This is a genomic window from Photorhabdus temperata (assembly GCF_025384845.1).
GTDB classification, from domain to species: domain Bacteria; phylum Pseudomonadota; class Gammaproteobacteria; order Enterobacterales; family Enterobacteriaceae; genus Photorhabdus; species Photorhabdus temperata.
Map to the genome: position 1 here is coordinate 21,867 of NZ_JAJAFX010000026.1, position 21,638 is coordinate 43,504.

At 39.5% G+C, this 21,638-nt stretch carries 17 protein-coding genes, 2 tRNA genes and 4 pseudogenes; 13 read left to right on the forward strand and 10 right to left on the reverse strand.

The genetic code is table 11. From position 1 onward, the window contains the following. Positions 1-40: 40 nt before the first annotated feature. From rsmC to LGZ99_RS11740, 3 genes are all read left to right on the forward strand, one after another. On the forward strand, positions 41-1,057 hold the full coding sequence (rsmC, locus tag LGZ99_RS11730; RefSeq protein ID WP_021324649.1) for a 16S rRNA (guanine(1207)-N(2))-methyltransferase RsmC: 1,017 nt from the start codon (positions 41-43) through the stop codon (positions 1,055-1,057). A 172-nt stretch (positions 1,058-1,229) separates the two neighbouring features. Next, positions 1,230-1,316 (forward strand) — tRNA-Leu (locus tag LGZ99_RS11735). 48 nt (positions 1,317-1,364) lie between these two features. After that, a tRNA-Leu gene (locus tag LGZ99_RS11740) sits at positions 1,365-1,451 on the forward strand. Positions 1,452-1,508: 57 nt separating this feature from the next. Here LGZ99_RS11740 and LGZ99_RS11745 read toward each other — a convergent pair. Continuing rightward, entirely contained in the window at positions 1,509-1,775 is a 267-nt protein-coding gene (locus tag LGZ99_RS11745) for a DUF1435 family protein (RefSeq protein WP_021324650.1), read from the reverse strand. A 138-nt stretch (positions 1,776-1,913) separates the two neighbouring features. Then, a pseudogene (locus tag LGZ99_RS11750) lies at positions 1,914-2,944 on the reverse strand (IS630 family transposase). 445 nt (positions 2,945-3,389) lie between these two features. Between LGZ99_RS11750 and LGZ99_RS11755 the strand changes: the two are divergent. The 4 genes from LGZ99_RS11755 to LGZ99_RS11770 all read left to right on the forward strand — a co-directional run bounded on the left by LGZ99_RS11755 (position 3,390) and on the right by LGZ99_RS11770 (position 7,837). Further along, positions 3,390-4,361 (forward strand): Fe(II)-2OG oxygenase family protein, encoded by a 972-nt coding sequence (locus LGZ99_RS11755; RefSeq protein ID WP_023046004.1) that lies wholly within the window; start codon positions 3,390-3,392, stop codon positions 4,359-4,361. 9 nt (positions 4,362-4,370) lie between these two features. Continuing rightward, positions 4,371-5,231 carry a glutamate racemase gene (gene murI / locus LGZ99_RS11760; protein WP_023046003.1) on the forward strand — a complete coding sequence of 287 codons (861 nt, stop codon included), beginning with the start codon at positions 4,371-4,373 and terminating at the stop codon, positions 5,229-5,231. Between the two features lie 23 nt (positions 5,232-5,254). Continuing rightward, on the forward strand, positions 5,255-6,481 hold the full coding sequence (locus LGZ99_RS11765; RefSeq protein WP_023046002.1) for an MFS transporter: 1,227 nt from the start codon (positions 5,255-5,257) through the stop codon (positions 6,479-6,481). 90 nt (positions 6,482-6,571) lie between these two features. Further along, positions 6,572-7,837: an IS4 family transposase gene (locus LGZ99_RS11770; RefSeq protein ID WP_262979132.1), complete on the forward strand. Its 1,266-nt coding sequence runs from the start codon at positions 6,572-6,574 to the stop codon at positions 7,835-7,837. Between the two features lie 469 nt (positions 7,838-8,306). Here the strand turns inward: LGZ99_RS11770 and attM are convergent, their stop codons facing one another. The 6 genes from attM to LGZ99_RS11800 form a co-directional block, all read right to left on the reverse strand. Then, positions 8,307-9,098 carry an AttM family quorum-quenching N-acyl homoserine lactonase gene (attM, locus tag LGZ99_RS11775; RefSeq protein WP_023043713.1) on the reverse strand — a complete coding sequence of 264 codons (792 nt, stop codon included), beginning with the start codon at positions 9,096-9,098 and terminating at the stop codon, positions 8,307-8,309. A 153-nt stretch (positions 9,099-9,251) separates the two neighbouring features. Continuing rightward, positions 9,252-10,694, reverse strand: coding sequence for an alkaline phosphatase (phoA, locus tag LGZ99_RS11780; RefSeq protein WP_036839129.1), 1,443 nt, complete (start codon positions 10,692-10,694; stop codon positions 9,252-9,254). A gap of 99 nt (positions 10,695-10,793) precedes the next feature. Beyond that, entirely contained in the window at positions 10,794-12,362 is a 1,569-nt protein-coding gene (locus tag LGZ99_RS11785) for an alpha/beta hydrolase-fold protein (RefSeq protein WP_262979133.1), read from the reverse strand. A 389-nt stretch (positions 12,363-12,751) separates the two neighbouring features. After that, positions 12,752-14,197 (reverse strand): 4-hydroxyphenylacetate 3-hydroxylase family protein, encoded by a 1,446-nt coding sequence (locus LGZ99_RS11790; RefSeq protein ID WP_021324663.1) that lies wholly within the window; start codon positions 14,195-14,197, stop codon positions 12,752-12,754. Positions 14,198-14,245: 48 nt separating this feature from the next. Further along, positions 14,246-15,649, reverse strand: a complete 1,404-nt coding sequence (locus LGZ99_RS11795) for a tryptophanase (protein WP_023043717.1) — start codon at positions 15,647-15,649, stop codon at positions 14,246-14,248. Between the two features lie 226 nt (positions 15,650-15,875). After that, positions 15,876-16,220, reverse strand: a complete 345-nt coding sequence (locus tag LGZ99_RS11800) for a glutathione binding-like protein (RefSeq protein ID WP_262979134.1) — start codon at positions 16,218-16,220, stop codon at positions 15,876-15,878. A 39-nt stretch (positions 16,221-16,259) separates the two neighbouring features. Between LGZ99_RS11800 and LGZ99_RS11805 the strand changes: the two genes are divergently transcribed. The 3 genes and pseudogenes from LGZ99_RS11805 to tnpA all read left to right on the forward strand — a co-directional run. Further along, on the forward strand, positions 16,260-16,526 hold the full coding sequence (locus LGZ99_RS11805; protein ID WP_200875284.1) for a hypothetical protein: 267 nt from the start codon (positions 16,260-16,262) through the stop codon (positions 16,524-16,526). 50 nt (positions 16,527-16,576) lie between these two features. Further along, positions 16,577-17,542 carry an aminotransferase class III-fold pyridoxal phosphate-dependent enzyme gene (locus tag LGZ99_RS11810; RefSeq protein WP_390894012.1) on the forward strand — a complete coding sequence of 322 codons (966 nt, stop codon included), beginning with the start codon at positions 16,577-16,579 and terminating at the stop codon, positions 17,540-17,542. Continuing rightward, a pseudogene (gene tnpA, locus LGZ99_RS11815) lies at positions 17,482-17,784 on the forward strand (IS200/IS605 family transposase); the annotation flags it as partial. The gene LGZ99_RS11810 and the pseudogene tnpA, both read left to right, overlap by 61 nt. Before the next feature lie 159 nt (positions 17,785-17,943). Here tnpA and LGZ99_RS11820 read toward each other — a convergent pair. Both LGZ99_RS11820 and LGZ99_RS11825 read right to left on the reverse strand, forming a co-directional pair. Next, a pseudogene (locus LGZ99_RS11820) lies at positions 17,944-18,066 on the reverse strand (IS982 family transposase); the annotation flags it as partial. A gap of 90 nt (positions 18,067-18,156) precedes the next feature. Beyond that, a complete protein-coding gene (locus LGZ99_RS11825; RefSeq protein ID WP_036839119.1) occupies positions 18,157-19,209 on the reverse strand; it encodes a LacI family DNA-binding transcriptional regulator in 1,053 nt (350 codons plus the stop codon). A gap of 239 nt (positions 19,210-19,448) precedes the next feature. On the opposite strand from LGZ99_RS11825, the pseudogene LGZ99_RS24820 reads away from it, so the two are divergent. From LGZ99_RS24820 to LGZ99_RS11835, 3 genes and pseudogenes are all read left to right on the forward strand, one after another. Next, positions 19,449-19,563, forward strand: a pseudogene (locus LGZ99_RS24820) (type II toxin-antitoxin system RelE/ParE family toxin); the annotation flags it as partial. Between the two features lie 2 nt (positions 19,564-19,565). Further along, positions 19,566-19,718 (forward strand): hypothetical protein, encoded by a 153-nt coding sequence (locus tag LGZ99_RS11830; protein ID WP_160171157.1) that lies wholly within the window; start codon positions 19,566-19,568, stop codon positions 19,716-19,718. 555 nt (positions 19,719-20,273) lie between these two features. Further along, the gene (locus LGZ99_RS11835; protein WP_262979135.1) at positions 20,274-21,545 is read left to right on the forward strand and encodes an MFS transporter; all 1,272 of its coding nucleotides are present in this window, start codon (positions 20,274-20,276) and stop codon (positions 21,543-21,545) included. Positions 21,546-21,638: the final 93 nt, after the last annotated feature.

Here is a 21,638-nt window from a genome sequence, read left to right on the forward strand (position 1 = left end):
TTGGCACAGAACATGAAGAACATAAAGGAGCTATAGACAAATGTCAGCGTTAACCCCCGCCAGTGAAGTTATTTTGCGTCACCGTGAGCAATTTGGCTCTCATCACCTGCTCTTCGCCGGTGATATCCAGGACACACTGGCAACCCAAATTGATGCTGCCAGTGTGCGAGTACATACTAACCAGTATCATCACTGGCAATCACTGATCCGTACTCTGGGTGATAATGCCTTGTTCGGTCTGGTAGCAGAAAAGGGATTTACCCAGAGTTGCGACACCCTAATCTACTATTGGCCTAAAAGTAAGCAGGAAGCTCGCTTTCAGTTACGCAGCCTGTTTTCTGTTCTGCCAAAAGGTATTGATATTTTCGTTGTCGGCGAAAACCGTAGCGGAGTACGCAGTGTAGACAAATTGATGGAAGGTATGGCCACTTTCCGGAAAATAGACACTGCCCGCCGTTGCAGCCTGTTTTATGGACAGCTGGAACACGAAGTACTGTTTGATCAGGAAAACTGGTGGAACAGTTATCAGGTGGAAAACGTGACTGTGAATACTTTACCAGGCGTATTCAGCCAGGATGAACTGGATATTGGTAGCCGTTTACTCCTCTCCACGTTTGACAAACCTCTCTCTGGCAACTTACTGGATATTGCAAGTGGCGCCGGTGTTTTGGCCGCTGTATTGGGTAAGAAAAACCCTGAGTTAGCGCTTACTCTCAGTGATGTCAATGCAGCGGCTATCGCCTCCAGTAAAGCGACGTTAAAAGCTAATAAACTGGAAGGTCGTGTTGTAGTCAGCAACGTCTATTCCAACATTGAAGATAAATTCAACTGGATTATCTCTAATCCCCCTTTCCATGACGGGCTGAAAACCAATTTACAAGCAGCGGATGACCTGATCCGCCAAGCGCCTAACTACCTTAAACTCGGAGGTAAACTGCGGATTGTCGCCAACGCTTTCCTGCCTTATCCCGATTTACTGGATAAAACTTTTGGCAATCATGAAGTCATTGCTCAGACAGGTAAATTTAAAGTTTATCAAGCAACGAAAAGATTCTGATTTATTCAGCCTGTCCTTGGCCCATGGACAGGCTGTTTTAACAAAATCATAAAGAGCGATGATTTTTACGGCAATCATACAATGCTGTAATAAATAATGATTGACGTAGGCTGCAAAACCTCTAGAATTCGCCCCCATGCTATCAAGCGACTAGCTGATAGTGTCTGAATTTGCGAGGGTGGCGGAATTGGTAGACGCGCTAGCTTCAGGTGTTAGTGTCCTTACGGACGTGGGGGTTCAAGTCCCCCCCTTCGCACCAAATCAGACAACCGCTGATTAAATTCGGCAACAAGAAATGACAGTGCCTGCGAGGGTGGCGGAATTGGTAGACGCGCTAGCTTCAGGTGTTAGTGTCCTTACGGACGTGAGGGTTCAAGTCCCTCCTTTCGCACCAATCTGTTCATTTTCCGCAGCAATCTTCCTTCGCACCTATTTTTTCTTCAACAAAACATCAAAAACAGCCAAACCGGTGCGCTCCAGCTAATAAGACACATAACACAGCAAACCCCGATGGTATTAACAGAAAATGGCGTGACTTCTGGTTCAGCAACATGAATAAAGTCAACAGCATCGCGACAACAACCCCAATTTTAAGCTGCTCAACCCCAGGATTGGCGATGACGAATAGCATTCCGGCCAGACTGGATAACCCCATTCCCCACAAACTGGTGATACCCTGCCAGAAAAATGATCTTTCTCTATCTTTAACCCTGATCATAACTTGCACCAATCTAAATGATAATGATTACCAATATCATATATGAAAAAGTGTGAAGTACAAGTTAGTTGCAATAAATGGGTAGTATTCGTCATTCCAGAATTTAGCACGGCAGATTCAAACCCGCTAAATAAGCTTTCATAATAGTGATACACCCATTTTTATCATTCCAAGTTGTTGCTGTAACGAAAACGACTTCATAAATGCTTCCACACACCTAAGTAACTGCCACATAAACTGACAACAATGATTCCGTGTTACCGTTTCATGCAACGATTACCACAAACGTTCAATCTTGTTTAGCCATGGCGAATAAACAGGTAAAAACAACAGATTAAATTTAGGATTTTGCTTGAACAATGCCCTGATTTTCCAGCTTTTATGAATGCCATAGTTGTCTAAAATTAACGTGATACTTTCTGCATGGGTATATTGACAATTCATTTCCTTTAACAGGTTGATAAGTAAATCAGAATTCTTTCTTACACCACTGACATACGTGACTTTACCCGTTTTTGTGCATTGAGACAGCCAGCAAGAAAGTGTTTTTGATTTTTCCCAGTGTCATGACCCGTTTTTGCTGCCCCTTAAAGCACCCGTCCGCGCCGATTTTGGGGTCAATATCCACTTCGTCTTCGTAAAAAACGGGATTTTTCTCTGACGCATTGAACAATGCCATGGTGATTTTTGCCACTTTCTCATCATACTCCGGGTCAGATTTTTTTAGGGTAGGTGCGGCCCTTTTCCACACAATATCCCTCCGGCAAAAGTAGCGATTTAACGTACTTTTGAGAATGATAAGTTTAATACTTCGTTGATTATGCCAGTAATAAGCTCAAGACTCCAACGTGAACGCAGGTAGCCAAAATCCTGTGGGGAGTGCTGTAATAAGAACGGCAATAAAGTAAAAAGTAGAGACAAATGCCAGACAGCGGGTCTTCCTGCTAGCAGGCTTTTTAACCCTTCCAGGCCAGATAATGTAAACCAATTTATCCAGCGATTGAGAGGAACGTGAACAGTGAAGAGTCCTAGAGACGTGAGAAACAGTACTCCCTTCATGTCACATCAAGAGCGCGGTGAGGCGGCGCATAGTCCTTCTCCCGGGTTCTATGGATAAATTTTTTTATCTGACGTCGTTCATTTCGGGATATTAGTGCGACGATTGGCATCACTCAGTCCATTTTGGGATTTATTTTGATTTGGCGATTAATCAGATCGCGAAAATCGGGCTGAGTTCCCTTCAAGTGATCTACTCTATTTAGTTAGTAGCTGTCTTTAATTCGCTGATTAATAAATAAACACTCATGCTCTTGCCCTATTTGGATTACAAATTTCCTTTATAATATTATGTTAATATTTAAATAAGAAATGCATAATTTTTTGAAAAAATAAATTTAATATATTTTTTTAGAAAATATTTTGGTTCGGTTTGGAAAGAAGGTGGGGTTTCTAGAATTTAAGTATAACAATTTGAAAAACATAGATAAAATTAAATTGTAAGGAAAGTAAAAATGTAAAGAAATGTAAAAAAGTTTTGCTTTAGAGTAAATAAAATATAAATTATTTTAATTAAATTGATTTTTTTTATTAAATTATTTTATTAGAGTAGAAGAAATGACATATGTTAAGGACATTAAGCCTAGCCAAAGCGAAAATAAAGTGATTAAAGATTTAATAGATCATATTGTTTTTGATGAAAAATTAGATCATCAATATGATTTTCTAGAAAAGGCCCCAATTTTTGCACAGGAATTGCCTCGTAGTATTAGAGAAGAGTTTTATAATTTTAAGCGGTATGAGAAATATGCTGCTATTCATGTTAAAGATAACCCTGTTTTGCTTAATGGTGTTCAACCAACTCCAACTAGATTAATAGAATTAGAAGATGGATATAAAATTAATGATGCAAAAATATTATTAGGTTTATACGGATCTTTATTAGGAGAAGGTATAGGATTTACCTCGCAACGAAATGGTAGTATATACAATAATATTATTCCTTTCGAAGAATTACAGAATGTCTCTAATTCAAGTAGTGGTTCAAATAAAGATTTTGGGTTTCATGTAGAAGATGCTTTTCACCCAGCAAGGGCAGAATTTTTAGGACTAGTCTGTATGCGAAATGAAGAAAAAGCACCAACAACAATTTCTTGTATTGATGGTATTGAACTTACTGACAAGGAAAAGGATCTGCTTTTTCGGAATAGGTTTTATATTTCTCATAATCCAATTCATTCAACCTCAAATATTATTGATGAAGAAGGTCAAGCAATATTATTTGGTGCAAAAGAAAAACCTTATGTAAGAATTAATGCTGCTGCTTTGAACCTAGATAACAATTCGTTAGATGAAATAAATGCGGTCAATAAAGTAATTAATTTCTTTAATAAAAATAAGAAATCAATTGTTTTAAATACTTCAGATTGCATATTTGTTGATAACTTTAGATGTGTACACGCTAGGGATGCATATGAACCTTTCTTCGGAGAAAAAGCACGTTGGTTAGCAAGAGTTGTCTTTGCAACCGACTTAAAGAAATCTCGAGGAATGCGAGGATCTGTTCAAAGTCGAGCTATCATTGCTTAAGAGGTTTCTATGTTAGTTGAAAGTACTATTATTTTAGAAAAAAAAAATATAGCATTTTTCAATGCTAATGGCAATTCTGTAGAAAAAATAAACCTTGATGCTCCTAGAATATTGATTTTTGATTCGGGAGTTGGTGGTTTGTCCGTATCTAAGTATATAGAGAATTTTTTTTTAGGTACTGACGTCGTTTATATTGCTGATAATAAGTTCTATCCTTATGGGAATAAGGATAGAACTTTACTACTAGAAAGAATAGAAGCTCTATTAGAACAAGCAGTACAAGTATTTAAGCCAATTGGCTTAATCATTGCTTGTAATACAGCATCGACTTTATTGAGTAACAGTTTTATAGAAAAGCTAAAAGTACCTTGTATTAAAGTGCTTCCTCCTATTTTAGAAGCTTTTCAGATATCTTTAAAAAAGAATGTTCTTTTGATTGCTACACCTAATACAATTAATAGTGAATATGTTAATAATATATGTGAAAAGTTAACTGATGATAAGTTCATATTTAAAAAATTAGGTTTAACAGAGCTGGTTAACTTTTCAGAGATGAAATCAAGAGGAATATCATTAAAAACCAGTGAGATAGAAAGTTTAATATTAAGATCAATGACGAAAGTGGAAGTTGATAATGTAGATGTAGTGATTTTAGGATGTACTCACTTTCCTAATATTAAGGATGAATTAAAGTATATTTTTAAGAATGTTAAGGAATGGGTGGATCCTGCCTATGATGCTGTCAACTCTCTTTATCAGGCGATTAGTCAAATTAATTCTCAAAAGGGAATTCAGAAATTTTTATTCTTAACGGAACAAAGTAAGGCTGATAACTTTACTTCTCCATATGAATATAGTGGTTTTTTATAAAGACCTTATAGGGTAGTTTATTCGTGATAAATCAAAATATTGAAAATTATAAATGGACAGTTTTACTTATAGCTACGATAACGCAGGCATGTGCCTGTTTTTTTGTTCAAGGGATAGGTTCTATCGCTCCACTATTGCAACAACAGATGTCGTTATCTGCGTTCCAAATTGGGTTGCTAGTATCATCTGCTCAATTTGCACCATTAGTTGGCTTACTAGTGGCTGGAGAATTACTTGATAGGTTTAATGAAAAGTACGTGGTAAGTATAGGTGTTTTCTTAGTTGGGATGACTCTATGTTTTACCATATTTCTTGATAACTATTATGCGATTCTCATGCTCTTATTTATTCTTGGAATTGGATATAGTTCTGCACAACCAGGTGGAGCCAAATCTGTTTCTAATTGGTTTCCAAAAAATCAGTTAGGTTTTGCTATGGGGATTAGGCAAGCAGGATTGCCTCTAGGAGGAGCCTCAGCAAGTTTAATCCTACCATTTTTGGCAATACATTTTAATTGGCATTTTGCTTTCTTTGCTAGTGGATGCATTGCTATTTTTGGGGCTATGCTCTTTTTTATATTTTATAAAGACAAAGATCCAAAAGCAAAGCAAATACGGCACATTAATATCATGTCGACTATCCGAAATAAAATGTTGATGGTTAAAGAACCTGCTATGTTTAATATTATGTTGTCTGGGGCTTGTTTAACGGCCATCCAATATAGTGTAGTCATTTATCTAATTTCCTATTTTTATGAAGAGCTAAAAATTTCTCCATCTATAGGTGCAACTTTATTATTTTCAGCTCTTGTTTTCGGAGTTGTAGGAAGAATAGTCTTAGCTGCTTGGAGTGATAGAACAAAAACAAATAGATATTTTCAAGTATTATGTTGCTTATTTTGTTCTTTAATTGGTATCGCTATCTTATTTTTTATTAAAACTGATAGTTATTATTTTTTATTCCCCTTAATGATCTTACTTGGTTTCTTTGGAGTAGGTTGGTATGGCCCATGGATAGCTTATATAGCAGACACAGCCCCTAAAGATAGAATAGGATTTGCTTTAGGTTTGGCTATGACTGCTAACCAAGTTGCTGTGATTGTTATTGCACCATTAGTGGGGATATTAAGAGATATTACAGGTAGTTATAACTTAAGTTGGATATTACTGATATTTTTTACTTTCTTTACTTTACTAAGTACTTACTTTAGAAATAAAAAGGTATTAGCAAGCTCATATACAGGATCTTAAGCAGTAACCGTATATTTTAGATAGCAAAAAGGCTTCATTTATGATCTGATAATCGTCGCCAAACTCATATCAAAATCAAGGATGAAGCCTGTGACAATTATCGCTATAAAACATCAGTTAATGCAATTCTTCAGTGACGTTTCTTTGCAAAAAATTGCCTTCCAGTGTGGGTTTATTCAGCGCGTGAGAAATATTGAGCCTCGCGTGTTGATCCTCAGCCTTATTGCCGCGCTTAGTACGGGTAACGTGACGTCGATTGCCCAATTACATCAAAAATTTAATGGCCTGTGCCCCGATAAAAAACAACAGGTCAGTTATCGCCCTTTTTATAATCAACTCTGCAAAGCCGCCTTCATCGAATTTGTTAAAATATTGGTGAGATTTGCCATGGCACAATGGGTAGAAAAGCAGGTCGCTGTGCCCAAAAAACTGACAAAATTTCAAAATGTTATTTTACAGGATGGCAGTTCATTCAAAGTTCATCCGGCACTGGCTGACGTTTTCCCTTGTCGGTTCAAGACCACTGCCGCTGCCGTGGAATGTCATCTGACGCTGTCCCTGTTCACCCAGTCTCCGGTCAAGATGACCGTGACCGCCGATACAGTGTCAGAACGGGCTTACCTGCCTGTACCGGCGACGCTGCGCGGCCAATTATTACTGGCAGATGCGGGTTATCTCGATTTTGATTATTTTGAGCGCGTATCACATTCAGGCGGTTCATTCGTTGTCAGGGGAAGCAAATCACTCAATTCTCAGATCATGACAGCACGCAACGGTCAGGGAAAATTATTACCCAAATTGTCTGATAAACCCTTAAAATCTATCACCCGTAGAACTAACCGTTCAGAGGTGCTGGATCTGATTTGTCGGCGTAATGGCTATGAGTTTCGCCTTATTCGTCGCTGGTTTGCCGAAGAAAAACGCTTCTGCGTGTGGCTGACTAATTTGCCCGTGGAAGAGTTTACAGCCAGTGACATCATGGATATTTATCGTTGCCGCTGGCAAATAGAACTGTTGTTCAAAGAACTCAAATCGCATACCAATTGGCGGGGGTTTACCACACGGAAAGAAACGTTAGCCACGGGGCTTATCTGGTTCAGCTTACTGGCTTTGTTGCTCAGGCGCTTGCTGGCAAGACGATTATTCCCTGAGGTCTCATTGCTTAAAGCAGCCCAAAATACAGAGATCTGGCTTAGGCCAATAATAGAAAACCTGCTCCAAAGGGCATGGTCGGAAACGTGTTTTTGGCTGGAAAAGGCGCAAATATATTTATGCCAAAACGCGTTCAAAACACCACAGAGAAAATCGTGTAAAAACAAGATATTAGATGCCTGCTTTGAAAGGCTTAATTCTTAAGATCCTGTATATGATGAGTTAGTACGGTCTATCAAGCATCAAATTTGCACTGTTCGGATATTAATCAAATAGACTAACTGTATCGGTATTATGAAATCCTATTTAGCTTAGTGAGGTAATTTTATTTCTCATTCTCCAGAATAATCCTTTAATTAATGTGGCCTATTGTTGATTTATCTACTTACTGCATTACTCTGCAAATCAATTAAATATTATTTTAATCAAGGTGATATATCTTATTTTTATTTATCTATTGCAATATTAGCCACATACTCTTATTAATAAATAAAAGAATATATGACATCATATTAATACTAGCGTTACCATTTTACCTCTATTTATTTGGATGTTCAGATTATTAATATAATCAAATAGAAGTATAAGAATGAAAAATAGATTCAATTAATTGAATCTATTTTTATGATTGATTTAGCAATAGAAATAATTTCTAATTTTATATAATATTTTTTTAATCGTAATACTCCGGCGCTTTACAAAATGTTGGCCAGGCATCCGGATCATGCCCCGTTACCACAATCGCATTCGTACGCTCGGCTAAATGCCGTAACTTTTGTACTGAATGTACGGTTTCAATGGTAGAGGTGAGGAACCCTGGCAATGCACGTTCTTCCCAATGATCGAGAGTGTAAGCAGCATCAATCGTTAACAACAGGCTGCCACTGTTCGGCAGAGTGACCAGCAGTGATTGGTGTCCCGGTGAATGCCCCGGAGTAAATACCGTTTTTAGAATGCCGTCTCCGTAGATATCGAACAAATCATTGCGTTCCCCATCCAGAAATTCCCACTTCAATCCCGGACGATCAAAATCCTTACGAATGTAACCACCGACAGCAAACCAATCCGGCGTGTAGGCATATTCATATTCACGTCGCTGTACGATATGCGTCGCATTAGGGAAACGTCCTATTGCACCAGTGTGATCGAGATGAAGATGGGATTGCACCACATAGCGGATATCTGCGGGATCGATACCCAACTTTTTCACTTGTGCTACACAGCCTTCATCTTCACGCATTACCGGCTGGTAGGTTTTTGTGATAGCTCCCCAATAGCCTTCAGGGTTAGTTGCAATTTCAACCGCATTACCGCCGTCAATCAGCGTATGACCTTTAGGATGAGTGAGTAAAAAAAACGGAACTGGAATTTCATAATCGGCGCCATTCCCCTGATTCATCTTAATATTGTGAACCTTACATTTGATGGATCCGGTTTGCAGCATATACAGGCGAATATCTGACATAATGATGTTAACCTTTTTATCGGATTTGTAGGGTATTTGGGGTTATGAGACTTGTAAACAGGTCTACCCGCTAATCAGAAAATCTGACTAACGGGCAGGATTTTAAAAAACTTATTCTCAACTTTTACCACTCAACACATCATCTGGCAAAAATTACTTCAACTCCATCGCATCACGTATGGTGAAATGCAGGTCTGTCTGGTCAGTCAGACCAACAACATTGGCGGCCTGAGGACCATAAGCAGCAACCCTAAGTTGAGTACCCGTATGTTCCTGATCTTTACCCTCAGAGTTACTGTAGCTAACCGCCATTATTGAACCATCTTTGGTAATTAATGCCTGAGTTAATCCCGGAGATTTCACATCAGCTTCTATAATTTGGCTAGAGTGGGCATGATCGGCTGTAACAATAACCAATGTATCACCATGTTCACGGGCATATTTCAGACCAACTTGAACTGCTTGATCCAATACGACTGTTTCACCAATCTGTCCACAAGGGTTAGCTTTGTGATCCTGTTTATCGATAGAAGCGCTCTCCACTTGCAGGAAAAAGCCATTCTTATTCACTTTCAGTAGATCAATCGCCTTCTGCGTCATCTGTGCCAACGTTGGCGCATTAGGATTCCGTTTGGAGTTAACTTTACAGCTCACTGGCGGGTTATCAATATTACCGTGGTAAACCGCTTTAGGTCCTTCCCAGGCAATATCCATATTTTTTTCATGGAACAGACCCAACAGCGGTTTTTTCTGGTTTGCTTCCGTAATTGCATTCAGAGAGTTAACATCGCTTACCAACTGATAACCCTGTTCCCGTGCCTGCTCTTCCAGAGTTTTACCCTTTCCAGCGCCGGCAACCGATTTCTGGGCGAAAATTCTGGCGCCTCCGCCCAATGTTAGATCTGCACGGGCCACCAACAGTTGCTCGGTGATGGAACCGCGTCCACCATTTTCCAGTGCATTAGTCGGGCATTTTTCAGTTGTTTCTTTTGGGCCATAACACTTACGACCGGTCACATGGGCATAAAGTGCCGCCGGTGTTGCATCCTGAATTGCCGCCGTTGTTACATTACCTGTCGCTTTGCCATTCATTTTTGCCAACTCAAGCAAGGTTTGATGATCTTTACCAAATACATCAACACCCAGCGCGCCATTATAGGTTTTTATACCGGAAGCCCAGGCTGTGGCAGAAGCGGCTGAGTCAGTCACATAATTGGGTTTCTGGGTCTTTTTATCAAGAGAATAGTGAGTATATTGACCGGTGAATGGTAAGGCATCAATCCCTTTGAAAAATCCACCGGCACCTTCTGCATAGTTACGGGCGATAGTAATTTCAGAATCTCCCATACCATCACCAATAAACAAAATAACATTCTTGGCTTTATTGTTATTAATTGCTGCTTTTAATGCTTCAGTTTGATTGTGACTCATACGGCGAGCACCACCAAATTCTGTAATATTACCTTTTACCGCCCGACCTTCCGCCATAATTTGATTAGCCCCCTGCTCACCCGCCGCCAATACAGGCAAACTGACACCTGAAATTAAGGCCGATATCATCGCTGCAACCAAACTTTTCGTATATTTTTGAGACATAGGATTTCCTTGAGAAAATCAATTAAAGTAAAAATCATCATCAGACAAAAAGATACTAAATAAACTATGTGACAATTATGTGAAGAAAATAGATCCAATTTACCATTTTGTTACCAACGACTGTGTTCCATGATAAAGCGTCTCACACCATGAGACATAATTGTGACCACTGGAGACTTCACTGGATTCAACCGGATAACCCTTCTGCAATAACGTTTTTTTCATGCGACGGTTATTATGCAAAATACCTTCCAGTTCACCCCGGTTGACTTCAAACAAGCCCGCCTGTAAATAGAAACGAAGCGGTTTTTTCTCTGCTTTGGCAAACTGACGGATCAGCCATTCAGGCTCTTCTCCCTGAGGCGCCCACCAATATGAACCCGACATACTAAGGACATTACCGAACAACTCAGGGTGGTTAAATGCAACCCATGAAGATGCCAGTCCACCATAGCTGGAGCCTGAAATAATGGTACGTTCCGCCGGAGCTTCAATCCCCTGAGCAGCCATCCACGGCATCAGTTCGCTAGCCATAAATTCAGCAAAATCAGGGTTGGGTGGTAACTCCTGGCCCCGGCGTGCGTTATCCAGACTATCGACAAACACCACATACATTGGTGGAATTTTTCCTTCTTCAATCAGGGAATCAAAAAATCTATCGATATGGTACTGTTTACGGTAAATCTTCCCGTCAAACAGTACCAATATGGCAGGCTGTTTCATCGGCATAACCGGTTGATATATCGCAATTTCCCGACTATTGCCCAGAATTCCACTCTGAAACTGATGAACCTTAACATCACCATGAAAAGGTAATTGCCTGAATCTCTCTACGTCACACAGAGTTGGCCTTAATGCTAGCAATGAATCATGATTGAACACATCTTCCGACACCGTCGGCACCACATTTTTATTCAACGGATCAGCCTGAGCAGTGACCAGAATCGCTCTACGTTGCTCGTCAGCAGTGCCTTCCAGCTGCGGCAAATCCGGCGCTAATTTATATTGCGTCAAGGTATCTGACGGAACGATATAGCTGCGAAACCAAACATCAGTCCCTGCCAGATGCGACATAGGATCATGATCGTTACTCGGTGCGCCAAGAATAAAAACATTCGCTTTTGCCCCACGCCACAAGAAAGTTACCCGTTTGTTTTTACCATCATAATCCTCAATCAGTGGTGTACCGTGATGGGCCATTTCCCGCCAGAAGGTATGAGTTCCTTTCCCTTTTGCGACTTCAGCCTGGAGTTGTTTCAGGCGCGGGCTTGCTGGTTGCTGTCCATAATCATTATCCCAGGGAATATAACGTGGAAATGACAATGTGAGTTGCCACGGCGCGCCAGCCTTCCCCTTGGCCGACAACCGGTATTTTCCTGCCTGAGGAACGGTAAATCCAATTGACTGCCGGGCATCCGCCGGATTATCGGTAAAAAGCGTACGAATATGTTGTTGATTCCCCTTCTGAACCACCAATTTCTCTATGCCCAGCCCTGATCCGCGCACATAATGTTTAGCCTGAATTTTAAATTCAATACAAGCCATTCCCTGAGAATCGAAACTTCCCGTTATTTCTTGTTGATCTTGCTGGAATTTTATTTGGTAACACTGAGATGCAAATACATTAAAAGAAGCCATAAGAGCACATATCATTATCTTTATTTTCATTCTTTTCTCTTTATTGATTTTCAGTTAGAAACATTCAACCATTTTTCCGCGACAAATCATGCACCAAATTGTTATTTAATAATAATAACAATTACTATTATCAATAGAATAAATTGTGTGCTAATTTTCCATGCAGAGATAAATGTGTGAAAACATTTCAAAGAAATTACTCCCTAACAGAATAAAACAATTTATGGTTGAAAATAAAAAGGACTCAATGCATTAATATAATCTTGCGAATACCTGCACATTAAAATATTAAGTTATTCATTTGCGATAAAGAAACGGAATATACTCTATTCCGCCTCTGAAAATGTAACAAAGATAAAATTTTTTAACTACTCACTAAATTAAACTTAGTCAAACAGTATGATTATCAACTGCAAAATTTAATTAACCGAAATAGAATCCAAAATTTCTTTACTCATACTCTTAGCTAAATTCCAATCATATCGCCCATAAAGGCGAGACAGAGCAACAAAATGGGCTCCAGAATAGAACATTTCATACTGAATATGACGTGAGGCAAATTCAGAGCCAACAGCATCCCAGACTAATTTCAACAATTTTACTCGTTCAATGGGTTCCATTAAGGTTGAATATTGCGTTTTTTCTATTAAACAACGGATCTCTGGGTTTGCTAAGTCAACATAACTTGACGGTAACATAATCACACCACCTCCCGAGAGTTTTCTGATGTTTTCTATCACCTTGGGATAAATTGACTGAGCAACGACCTGACAAGCATATAATTGTAATTGATTAGGAATATAATACCCATTGTGTCGATCTGGGTTATGAAATAAACCACGGAAAAGCCCTTCAATATTAGTAGCGTAGCAAGCAAGTTCTGCTAACGACTCGCGAACAGCAGGAAACTCATTAACTCCGGTGGCTTCAGTAAGCGCGTGGGCTAAACCAGCCAAAAAATGCAGTTTAACGGCGTACCGGGCTAGACTTTGACCATCCCCTAAAACTTCGGCGGCAGTTGATTCGAATTGACGACGACACATGTCAATATTTTTATAAACAAAAACTCTTTCCCACGGAACGAGAACATCGTCGAAATAAATGACTGCATCATTTTCGTCAAATTGATGCGCTAAAGGGGAATCAAATTTATTGCTCCCTATTTCATAGGATTTTCTGGAAAGAATTTTTATTCCTTTAGTATTCAAAGGCAATGCAAAAGACAAAGCATATTTATTATCAGCTGATTCTTTGAGTGGATTGAATACACTAACAAAAACTTCTTCTGCAAGAATTGCGGCTGTCCCTAACATCTTCGTCCCCCGAACAATGATTCCCTGGGGTTTTTCCTCCAGCACCCCGAGAGAGTGAAATAAATTTTTTGTATGCTCACTCGGTGTTTTAGATCGATCACCTTGTGGATTAACTAATGTGAAAGCCAGATAAAGATCTTTGTCACGGGCATATAAGTAGTAGTTTTTTAACGCCTCTGCCCTGTCTCTGGAATATTCCTCAAATACTTCCAGGTGAGTTATCATACCGGTCATAACTGAAGCAACATGATCTGGGCTCCTGCCTAACCAGCCACCACTCCGGGTTGCCAAGGCATACGCAGCATTGCCTCTGGCAATCAATTTCTCCCGGGTATCCGGAAGTTCCCAATATAAACCCACATTCTTGCCGCCAGGTGTTTCGAATCTCATCTGATCAGCATGTTCCGCCTGGTAATCATAAAGTGAAGCTGCGGTCCTGATTACATTCCGAAAAGCAGGGTGATCTACATGATTAGTCACCTTTTCTCCATTAAGAAAAACAGTTCTTCCATCACGCAGACTTTCAATATATTGCTCACCTGTTCTGGACATTATTATTTCCTCCGAAACTTAATCAACTTTAAATAAATCAGTGGCCAATTACTTTCTGGGTATTTCTTTGAATCGGGCAGTGAAGTGTCTGAGAATTTTTGGCTCATATTTAAAATCAAGAGGTTTTAATTGATCTGCCTTTTTAACTACATCAATCAGAGACTCCGCAACATAATCCATATGATTATTGGTATATGTACGCCGGGGAATAGTCAGGCGCATCAATTCAAACAGAGAAGGCTCTTGCTCATCTGTAGCAGGATTTCGCCCCATCATTAAAGAACCAATTTCAACGGCCCTGACACCACTCTCAATATAAAGCGCATTACAAAGAACTTGTGCAGGAAAATTAACGGGTGAAATGTCTGGGAGAATTTGTTTAGCATCGACGAAAACAGCATGCCCCCCAACAGGATTTTGAATTGGTACACCGGCTTTTTGTAACTTCTCACCCAGATATGTCACTTGAGAGATTCGGCTGTGAAGATAATTCTCATTTAACGCCTCCTGTAAACCTATAGCCATCGCTTCCATATCCCGACCGGCCAACCCGCCATAAGTTACAAACCCTTCCATTAGGACACACCTTAATTGGACACTGCGAAATAAATTCTCATCATCACGGAAACAACATAAGCCACCAGTATTGACCATGCCGTCTTTCTTGGCAGACATAGTAAACATGTCTGCTTCATTGAACATATCTCTGACAATCTCTCTTATACTTTTATTGTGATAATTAGGATCTCTCTGTTTTATAAAATAAGCATTTTCGGCAAAACGCGCTGCATCTATGACAATCGGAATGCCTGCTTCTCTGGCTAAAGCTGATGCTGAACGTATATTGTCCATAGAGACAGGTTGCCCACCGACACTATTACACGTAATCGTAATAATAATAGCCGCAATTTCCTGACCGGATTTTCTAATTTCATCAGCCAATTGTTCCAAATCAAAATTACCTTTCCAATCATCCGGTGTATTAGTATTAAGGGCTGTATTACAGATGCAGTTTTTTGCTTGCCCTCCAGCAATTTCAACATGAGCTTTTGTCGTATCAAAATGGTGGTTAGAAATAAAAATAGGCTGGCTAACTCCTTTCTGTTTCGCCAGTTCAGCCAGACAGGGAAAAAGAATTTGTTCCGCACCACGCCCTTGGTGTACGGGAATGGTATATTCATAATTAAATATATCTTTAACGACGTTATCCAGATGATAAAAACTTCGGCTGCCTGCATATGATTCATCACCCTGGAATATTCCTGACCATTGCTGGTCGCTCATTGCTCCTGTACCGCTGTCAGTCAAAAGATCAATAAAAACATCGTCCGACTTCAAAAGAAAAGGATTTAACCCCGCCTCTGCAAGCACCTTTTGGCGATATGGCTTTGTCGTCATTTTAATAGGTTCAATAACCTTTATACGATAAGGCTCCGGAATTGTCACTGCCATTTAAATTTTCCTATTTGTATTATTTTTTGTTTTTTATTTGATATATACAAGTCTAGATGGAATAACAGTGATTCGATAAAATATTTTAATAAATTTTCCGGGGTATTATAAAGATGGACCTCCACCCGCATTGGGCGAAGGTTTACGACGTTTTTTGCTAAGCATCAGCAATATATTGAACAACAGATAGTGATGTTTAGAAATTATATCAAATAACTCCGGCCAACTAAGGCCCTGTTGCAGGCTCCGGAATAATAATCCCTCGCTGTACAGCGGGCCTTACGGCAATGCGTTCATGCCAGGCGCTTAGATATTCATGATGACTAAAATCAAAATCAATAATTCTGGCTATATGGGTCCAGCCAAAATTGGCAATATCAGCAATCGAATATTCATCTCCGGCCAAAAAGGGATGGTCACAAAGCCGTTTATTCAGTGTAGCGAAAGCCTCTTCTGTTAAATGGCGATACCGTTGTACAGCGGTATGATTTTCTTCAGTTGCAAATAATTCAAAGTGCACCCGTTGCCCCAATATAGGGCCGACGCTGGAAGCGTGAAAATTCAACCACATAATTGCTTGCCAACAACTTTTAAAGTTTTCAGGAAGCAGTTGTTTAGTTTTAGAAGCCAAGTTCGTGAAATCGAACAACAAAATTTTTCCGCCATTTGGCTCAGAGATATTCCCTTATTTGATCCCAGAACACCCATGAATGGTGGGTTCATACTGAAAACCGGTCGACTGGGTCTGATTGAATTGCTGGAAGAATGGAGAACTGTTGGTGTTAATCATGCTGCTCTTGGTATCCAGTATGGAAAAAGACCACCCAAAGAGGTTATTCAAGAAATAGGTGAAGAAGTAATACCCGCTTTTATTTAAAAAAATAAAAAATTATTACAAATAAAAATTTAGCCATTAAGGAATTTTACATGAACCAGGTGGAATACGATATTATAGGCGTAGGGTTTGGCCCATCCAATATTTCATTAGCCATAACACTGGAGGAAGAATCACCCAATAGAAAAGTACTTTTCTTCGAAATTGCTGAAGTTAATGCGCAAGTATCAAAACTTTGCCTAGGCCTGGATTTTCCGACACCAACCAAAGAGCTTTTTATTGAATCGCATTTAAGCATGTTACCTGAAAATATCCGCAATAAATACAGAATACATTTTTGTGGACCAACAGGCGCGGATGCCATTGAAGCCGCCATTAAGCTGGCAAAAATATCCACCGGAGCTGAGGAAATTATTAGCTTTAGAGGTGGCTATCATGGGTGTACTAATGGTGCCATTTCTCTCACCGGAAACCGAAGTATGAAGAAAAATATCCTGGGAAAAATGCCAGGCGTCCATTTCTTTCCCTATGGCTCAGAATCTCAATCCTCAGAAAGTTGGGTGTTGAATGCAAATCACCTTGATGTCGGGTTATATCTTGAATCCGCTTTAAATGATGTTAATTCCGGGTTAGGTAATATTGCAGCAATAATTCTGGAGCTTGTTCAAGGTGAAGGTGGCGTTTATCCTGCACAAAAATCATTCGTAGACAGTATTATTCGTGTATCAAAAGGACATTCAATTCCCGTCATTATTGACGAAATTCAAACCGGATGCGGTAGAACCGGAACCTGGTATGCTTTTGAGCAGTATGGTATTGAACCCGATATATTTGTGACATCAAAAGGTACCAGTGGAATAGGTCTGCTTTCTTCGCTTATGTTTTATAAAAAAGATCTCAAAAATTGGACGCCTGGCATTCATATTGGCACATTCAGGGGAAACCAACTGGCATTTGCCTCAGGTGCAAAAGCCATTGAAATATTCCTGGTGAGTGACATTCTGCGGCATTCCATCAGTATGCCGGTGAGGTATGCCGTGATTTTGGCGCTGAGCTAAAAGAGAGTCACGGTGAGTTCGATCACGTCCATATGCTGATTGAGTTCCCTCCAACCGTGCAACTGTCCGTGCGGGTCAATTCACTGAAAGCCGTGACCTCTCGCCGTCTGCGTAATCAATTTTTGGACTTGAGCGGAGCTTACGGCAAGCCTGTGTTGTGGTCTCGCTCATACTTCGCTGGAGCGTGCGGTGGGGCGCCGCGGGAAGTCGTGAAAAAATACCTTCAGAATCAGCGTGGCTGAGAGTTATCCGGGCTTTTCAAGCCCGTCCAAATTCCCCTCCCGCCTTATGTTGGCGGGAGTACCCTTTAGAGGAAAAGATGGTATCAGTCATGAAAATATTCATTACCGATGAACAAAAAGCCGAACTTGAACGCTTCCATCACACCTGCCGTGATTAAGAGGGAGACGGATGTTATGACACACACGCAAACTCGTGGAATCAATAAAAGCAATCCCCGTGGATTTTTCTTTTGATTGAGTCAAATAACTGCACAGTAGCACCAAAACGGAAGGTGCGACACTATTCCAAGCGTTTACCAAAACTTTGCTCCTGGAACAGGCTCCCCGTCAATTTCTTATCCAGAATTCGGGTTAGCTATGATATTCATCAGTCTAACATCTCTTCTTTGCTAATAAATTGAGTACAGACCCCCTGGCAACCAAAGTAGGCGCAGTAGAAAAAAAGCGTGTTTCAGTGCGCCCATTTAATAACGTTGATTGCAAAATATTAATATGGTTTTCCGCCATTTTGTCTTTAGGCAGGTGTATGGTCGTCAGAGGCGGCATGGAAAAAGCAGAAATTGGGTTATCATCGAATCCAATCACACTGATATCGTCTGGTATTCTAAAATTATACAGCATAGCTGCTTTGTATACTCCGTAGGCCAGAATATCGTCGAAAGTTAACACTCCGGTTATAGGGACACTAAAGGTATTTTTGTCGTGATCCCATAATTCTTGAATAACCTGAAATCCGTTTGTAATAGATGAATGTATTGTTTTTACCATATCTCTGTTGAACGGAACGCCATATTCGTTGTAAGCCCGTTCGATCCCTGATACAAACTCTCTGCTCGTAGGAAATGATAATGACTCTGTGATAACCAGACAGTTTCTATGTCCGTTTGACAGCATTTCCCTCGCGGCAAGATAACCACCATACGCATAATCAACATGGACATGGTGACAATTCATTGTTTCATAATGAACACCTTGAAGGGTGAGGCGGTTGGACATCTTTGATAACAAACGTAAATTATCGGAGTTCATGGATGTCGGCTCAAGAATAATAAAATCCACTTGTCTGGACAGGACGGTCAATATATTGGCACGCTCTGTGTTTTCATTGAACTGCGAATCAAAAATCATCGTGGTATATCCATGCTCCGCCATCTTGGTCAGGATCTTACAGAAAATGTAGGCCAGTACAGGGTTTTCGATATCGTTGAAAATAACAGCAACAGTTTTGGTAGAATGGCTGCGAAGCCCCTTTGCAAGTGAATTGGGCGTATAACCCATTTCGTTTGCTTTGTTTAAAACCAATCGTCGGGTCTCTTCTTTAATAGCAGAATCGTTGTTCAGTGCTTTCGAAACTGTTGAAAACGAAATATTTAATTCTTTTGCAATAGATTTAATCGTAACAGGCTTGTTAGCTTCATATGTCATTACTGGTATATCCTTTTCCTCTAATAAGGAGGAATAACACAGAGGTGTATGTTGATTGATTCGAGAGTAAAATATATTTACAACGTTGTCAATTTCACAATCTCACCACTCTAATGCCGAGTTAACGTTCATTAAATGATCAATACTTTTCTTTTTTGGTGAACAGCTGTGTGTGGTTTTAACAATATTAGTATCTTTGTTGATTAAAAGTGAGAACAATCTAGGTGTAGCTGTTTGCAATCGTTTTATGTCCTGGTAATAAAACAGGGGGTAAATGAAAAACGGTTCTACAAGGAAATGATCCAACAAGCTGATTTTGAATACCGTCATCATTTGGACAACTTGGAGAAATAATTATGCCTAATTACAGAGAATTGTTAACGCAAGAAAGACCGGAAATGCAGGCACGTGTTGAAAAGCGAATTGAACAGGCGAGAGGACATAAAAAAACGGTGGAGCATTTATGCTGCAACAGCCTCTGTCAGATAGTGACCTGTTTCACTTTTTAAGGTTCATCAGGCGGGGCACAGGCATCCTTGCCCATATTGACACTGGATAGATTTAAGCAAATCCAACATTCATCAAAATTAGTGTTGCAAAAACGAGGGTGACCATAAATTTTTATGCTTTTCAATTAAAGAATTTAGTTAACGCACTCTGTTTGTTACTAACATTAATGTTGCAAAAAAATGGAACACTATCACAAAAAGCATATTTTGTTATCAGACTGTAAACGTTTTACTTGACTAATGATGACCTTTATTTAAAGATTTAAGTTATAACGTTTGAATTTTTGGGAATTGACTCTCATCATATAGAATATTTCCGATATAACGGTTAATTAACTAGATCAAGATCAGGGAGTTACACGAGAAAAGTCGGGAAACTGACACTTTTCAAAAACAACAGTACGTATTTTTTTAATTTAAAAATTACAACGTTTGAAATGGCTTTTGTATTGAAAAGACGCTTGCAATATAACGTCTGTTTGATAGTGAAATAAAACTAAACTAAGTATTTAAAAATTTTGAATGCTGAAAAAATATTTAATTGTAGGGTTTGAAATGAAGCAGAATACGAGTGGTTTTTTAGGACGAATAGGTATACCCAGCACATTATCATGGGGATATTTGGGTATTTTAGCCTTTATGATTGGTAATGGAATAGAAATAGGCTGGCTAAGCCCCTATCTGGTAGATAATGGATTAAGTATCCAAGACATTTCCACACTATTTAGTATTTACGGTATAAGTGTAGCCATATCTTCTTGGTTTGCTGGCGTATTTTTTGAGGCATTTGGGGCTAAACGAACCATGCTATTAGGCACAATTTTTTGTGTTGTTGGTACCGTGGGTTTCGTCAGCCAAGGCTTAAAAGAAATGTCGTATCCACTTTTGCTGATAACGCAAGCTGTTAAAGGTTTTGGATATCCGCTATTTGCCTACTCATTTTCAGTGTGGATTGCCTATAGAAGTCCTGTTGTTAAACTCAGTACAGCATATGGATGGTTTTATTTTGTTTTTTCAGGCGGAATGCAAGTATTAGCTACTTTTTATGCTAGTTGGGCAGTAGAAGAATTAGGTCATATTAATACGTTATGGACAACACTGATATTTATTATTGTTGGCGCTTTTTTTGCTCTGTTTCTCAATCGCGATAACATTAAACCCCAAAGTAACAATAATACACTTGAAAATATAAAGGAGGTTTTGAAGGGGATAACTATTCTTAAGGAACATCCAAAACTATTTATTTCTTGTATCCTTAGAATCATAAATTCACTTTCTCAATACGCTTTTCCTGTTTATTTACCGGTATATATGATTTCTCAGGGTTTTACTACAACTCAGTGGCTAAGCATTTGGGGAACCGCTTTTACGAGTAATATTCTATTTAATTTGGTCTGGGGTATAGCAGGAGACAAAATAGGTTATAAAAGGACGATTATTTGGTGTGGTGGGGTCCTGACCGGCGTTGCTTCATTGCTTCTGTTTTTTGCACCACAATTCGTTGGAGCAAATTACGCCATAGTACTCATATGTGGGATTTGCTGGGGAGCGGGTGTCGCAGGCTATATCCCGTTGGATGCAATGTCCGCTAATATGGTAGAAAAAGACAAAGGAGCTGTCATGTCAGTACTGAATTTGGGGACAGGTTTATCTGTGGTGATTGGCCCTGCCATTGTTGGTTTATTTATAAATAGCCTGGGAGCAAGTGGCGTCACTTGTATCGTTGCTACGCTTTATTTTTTCGGTGCTTTGATTACCAATTTTCTGGATGAACCTGAGAGGGTTTCTAAAACCATTATTCAGTCCGATGCTATTACAATACAATGAATAAGTTTCCAAACTCATAAATGAGTGTTTAATTGGTCACGTATTTAAATTATATATGGTTCTGTGTTCATGGACATTGGTGAGAAATTTTTT

Excerpts from the sequence above, each read along its gene's own strand:
- rsmC (WP_021324649.1), top strand. The coding sequence starts at position 41 with ATGTCAGCGTTAACCCCCGCCAGTGAAGTTATTTTGCGTCACCGTGAG.
- LGZ99_RS11745 (WP_021324650.1), bottom strand. The coding sequence starts at position 1,775 with ATGATCAGGGTTAAAGATAGAGAAAGATCATTTTTCTGGCAGGGTATC.
- LGZ99_RS11755 (WP_023046004.1), top strand. The coding sequence starts at position 3,390 with ATGACATATGTTAAGGACATTAAGCCTAGCCAAAGCGAAAATAAAGTG.
- murI (WP_023046003.1), top strand. The coding sequence starts at position 4,371 with ATGTTAGTTGAAAGTACTATTATTTTAGAAAAAAAAAATATAGCATTT.
- attM (WP_023043713.1), bottom strand. The coding sequence starts at position 9,098 with ATGTCAGATATTCGCCTGTATATGCTGCAAACCGGATCCATCAAATGT.
- phoA (WP_036839129.1), bottom strand. The coding sequence starts at position 10,694 with ATGTCTCAAAAATATACGAAAAGTTTGGTTGCAGCGATGATATCGGCC.
- LGZ99_RS11785 (WP_262979133.1), bottom strand. The coding sequence starts at position 12,362 with ATGAAAATAAAGATAATGATATGTGCTCTTATGGCTTCTTTTAATGTA.
- LGZ99_RS11790 (WP_021324663.1), bottom strand. The coding sequence starts at position 14,197 with ATGTCCAGAACAGGTGAGCAATATATTGAAAGTCTGCGTGATGGAAGA.
- LGZ99_RS11795 (WP_023043717.1), bottom strand. The coding sequence starts at position 15,649 with ATGGCAGTGACAATTCCGGAGCCTTATCGTATAAAGGTTATTGAACCT.
- LGZ99_RS11800 (WP_262979134.1), bottom strand. The coding sequence starts at position 16,220 with ATGTGGTTGAATTTTCACGCTTCCAGCGTCGGCCCTATATTGGGGCAA.
- LGZ99_RS11810 (WP_390894012.1), top strand. The coding sequence starts at position 16,577 with ATGAACCAGGTGGAATACGATATTATAGGCGTAGGGTTTGGCCCATCC.
- LGZ99_RS11825 (WP_036839119.1), bottom strand. The coding sequence starts at position 19,209 with ATGACATATGAAGCTAACAAGCCTGTTACGATTAAATCTATTGCAAAA.
- LGZ99_RS11830 (WP_160171157.1), top strand. The coding sequence starts at position 19,566 with ATGCCTAATTACAGAGAATTGTTAACGCAAGAAAGACCGGAAATGCAG.
- LGZ99_RS11835 (WP_262979135.1), top strand. The coding sequence starts at position 20,274 with ATGAAGCAGAATACGAGTGGTTTTTTAGGACGAATAGGTATACCCAGC.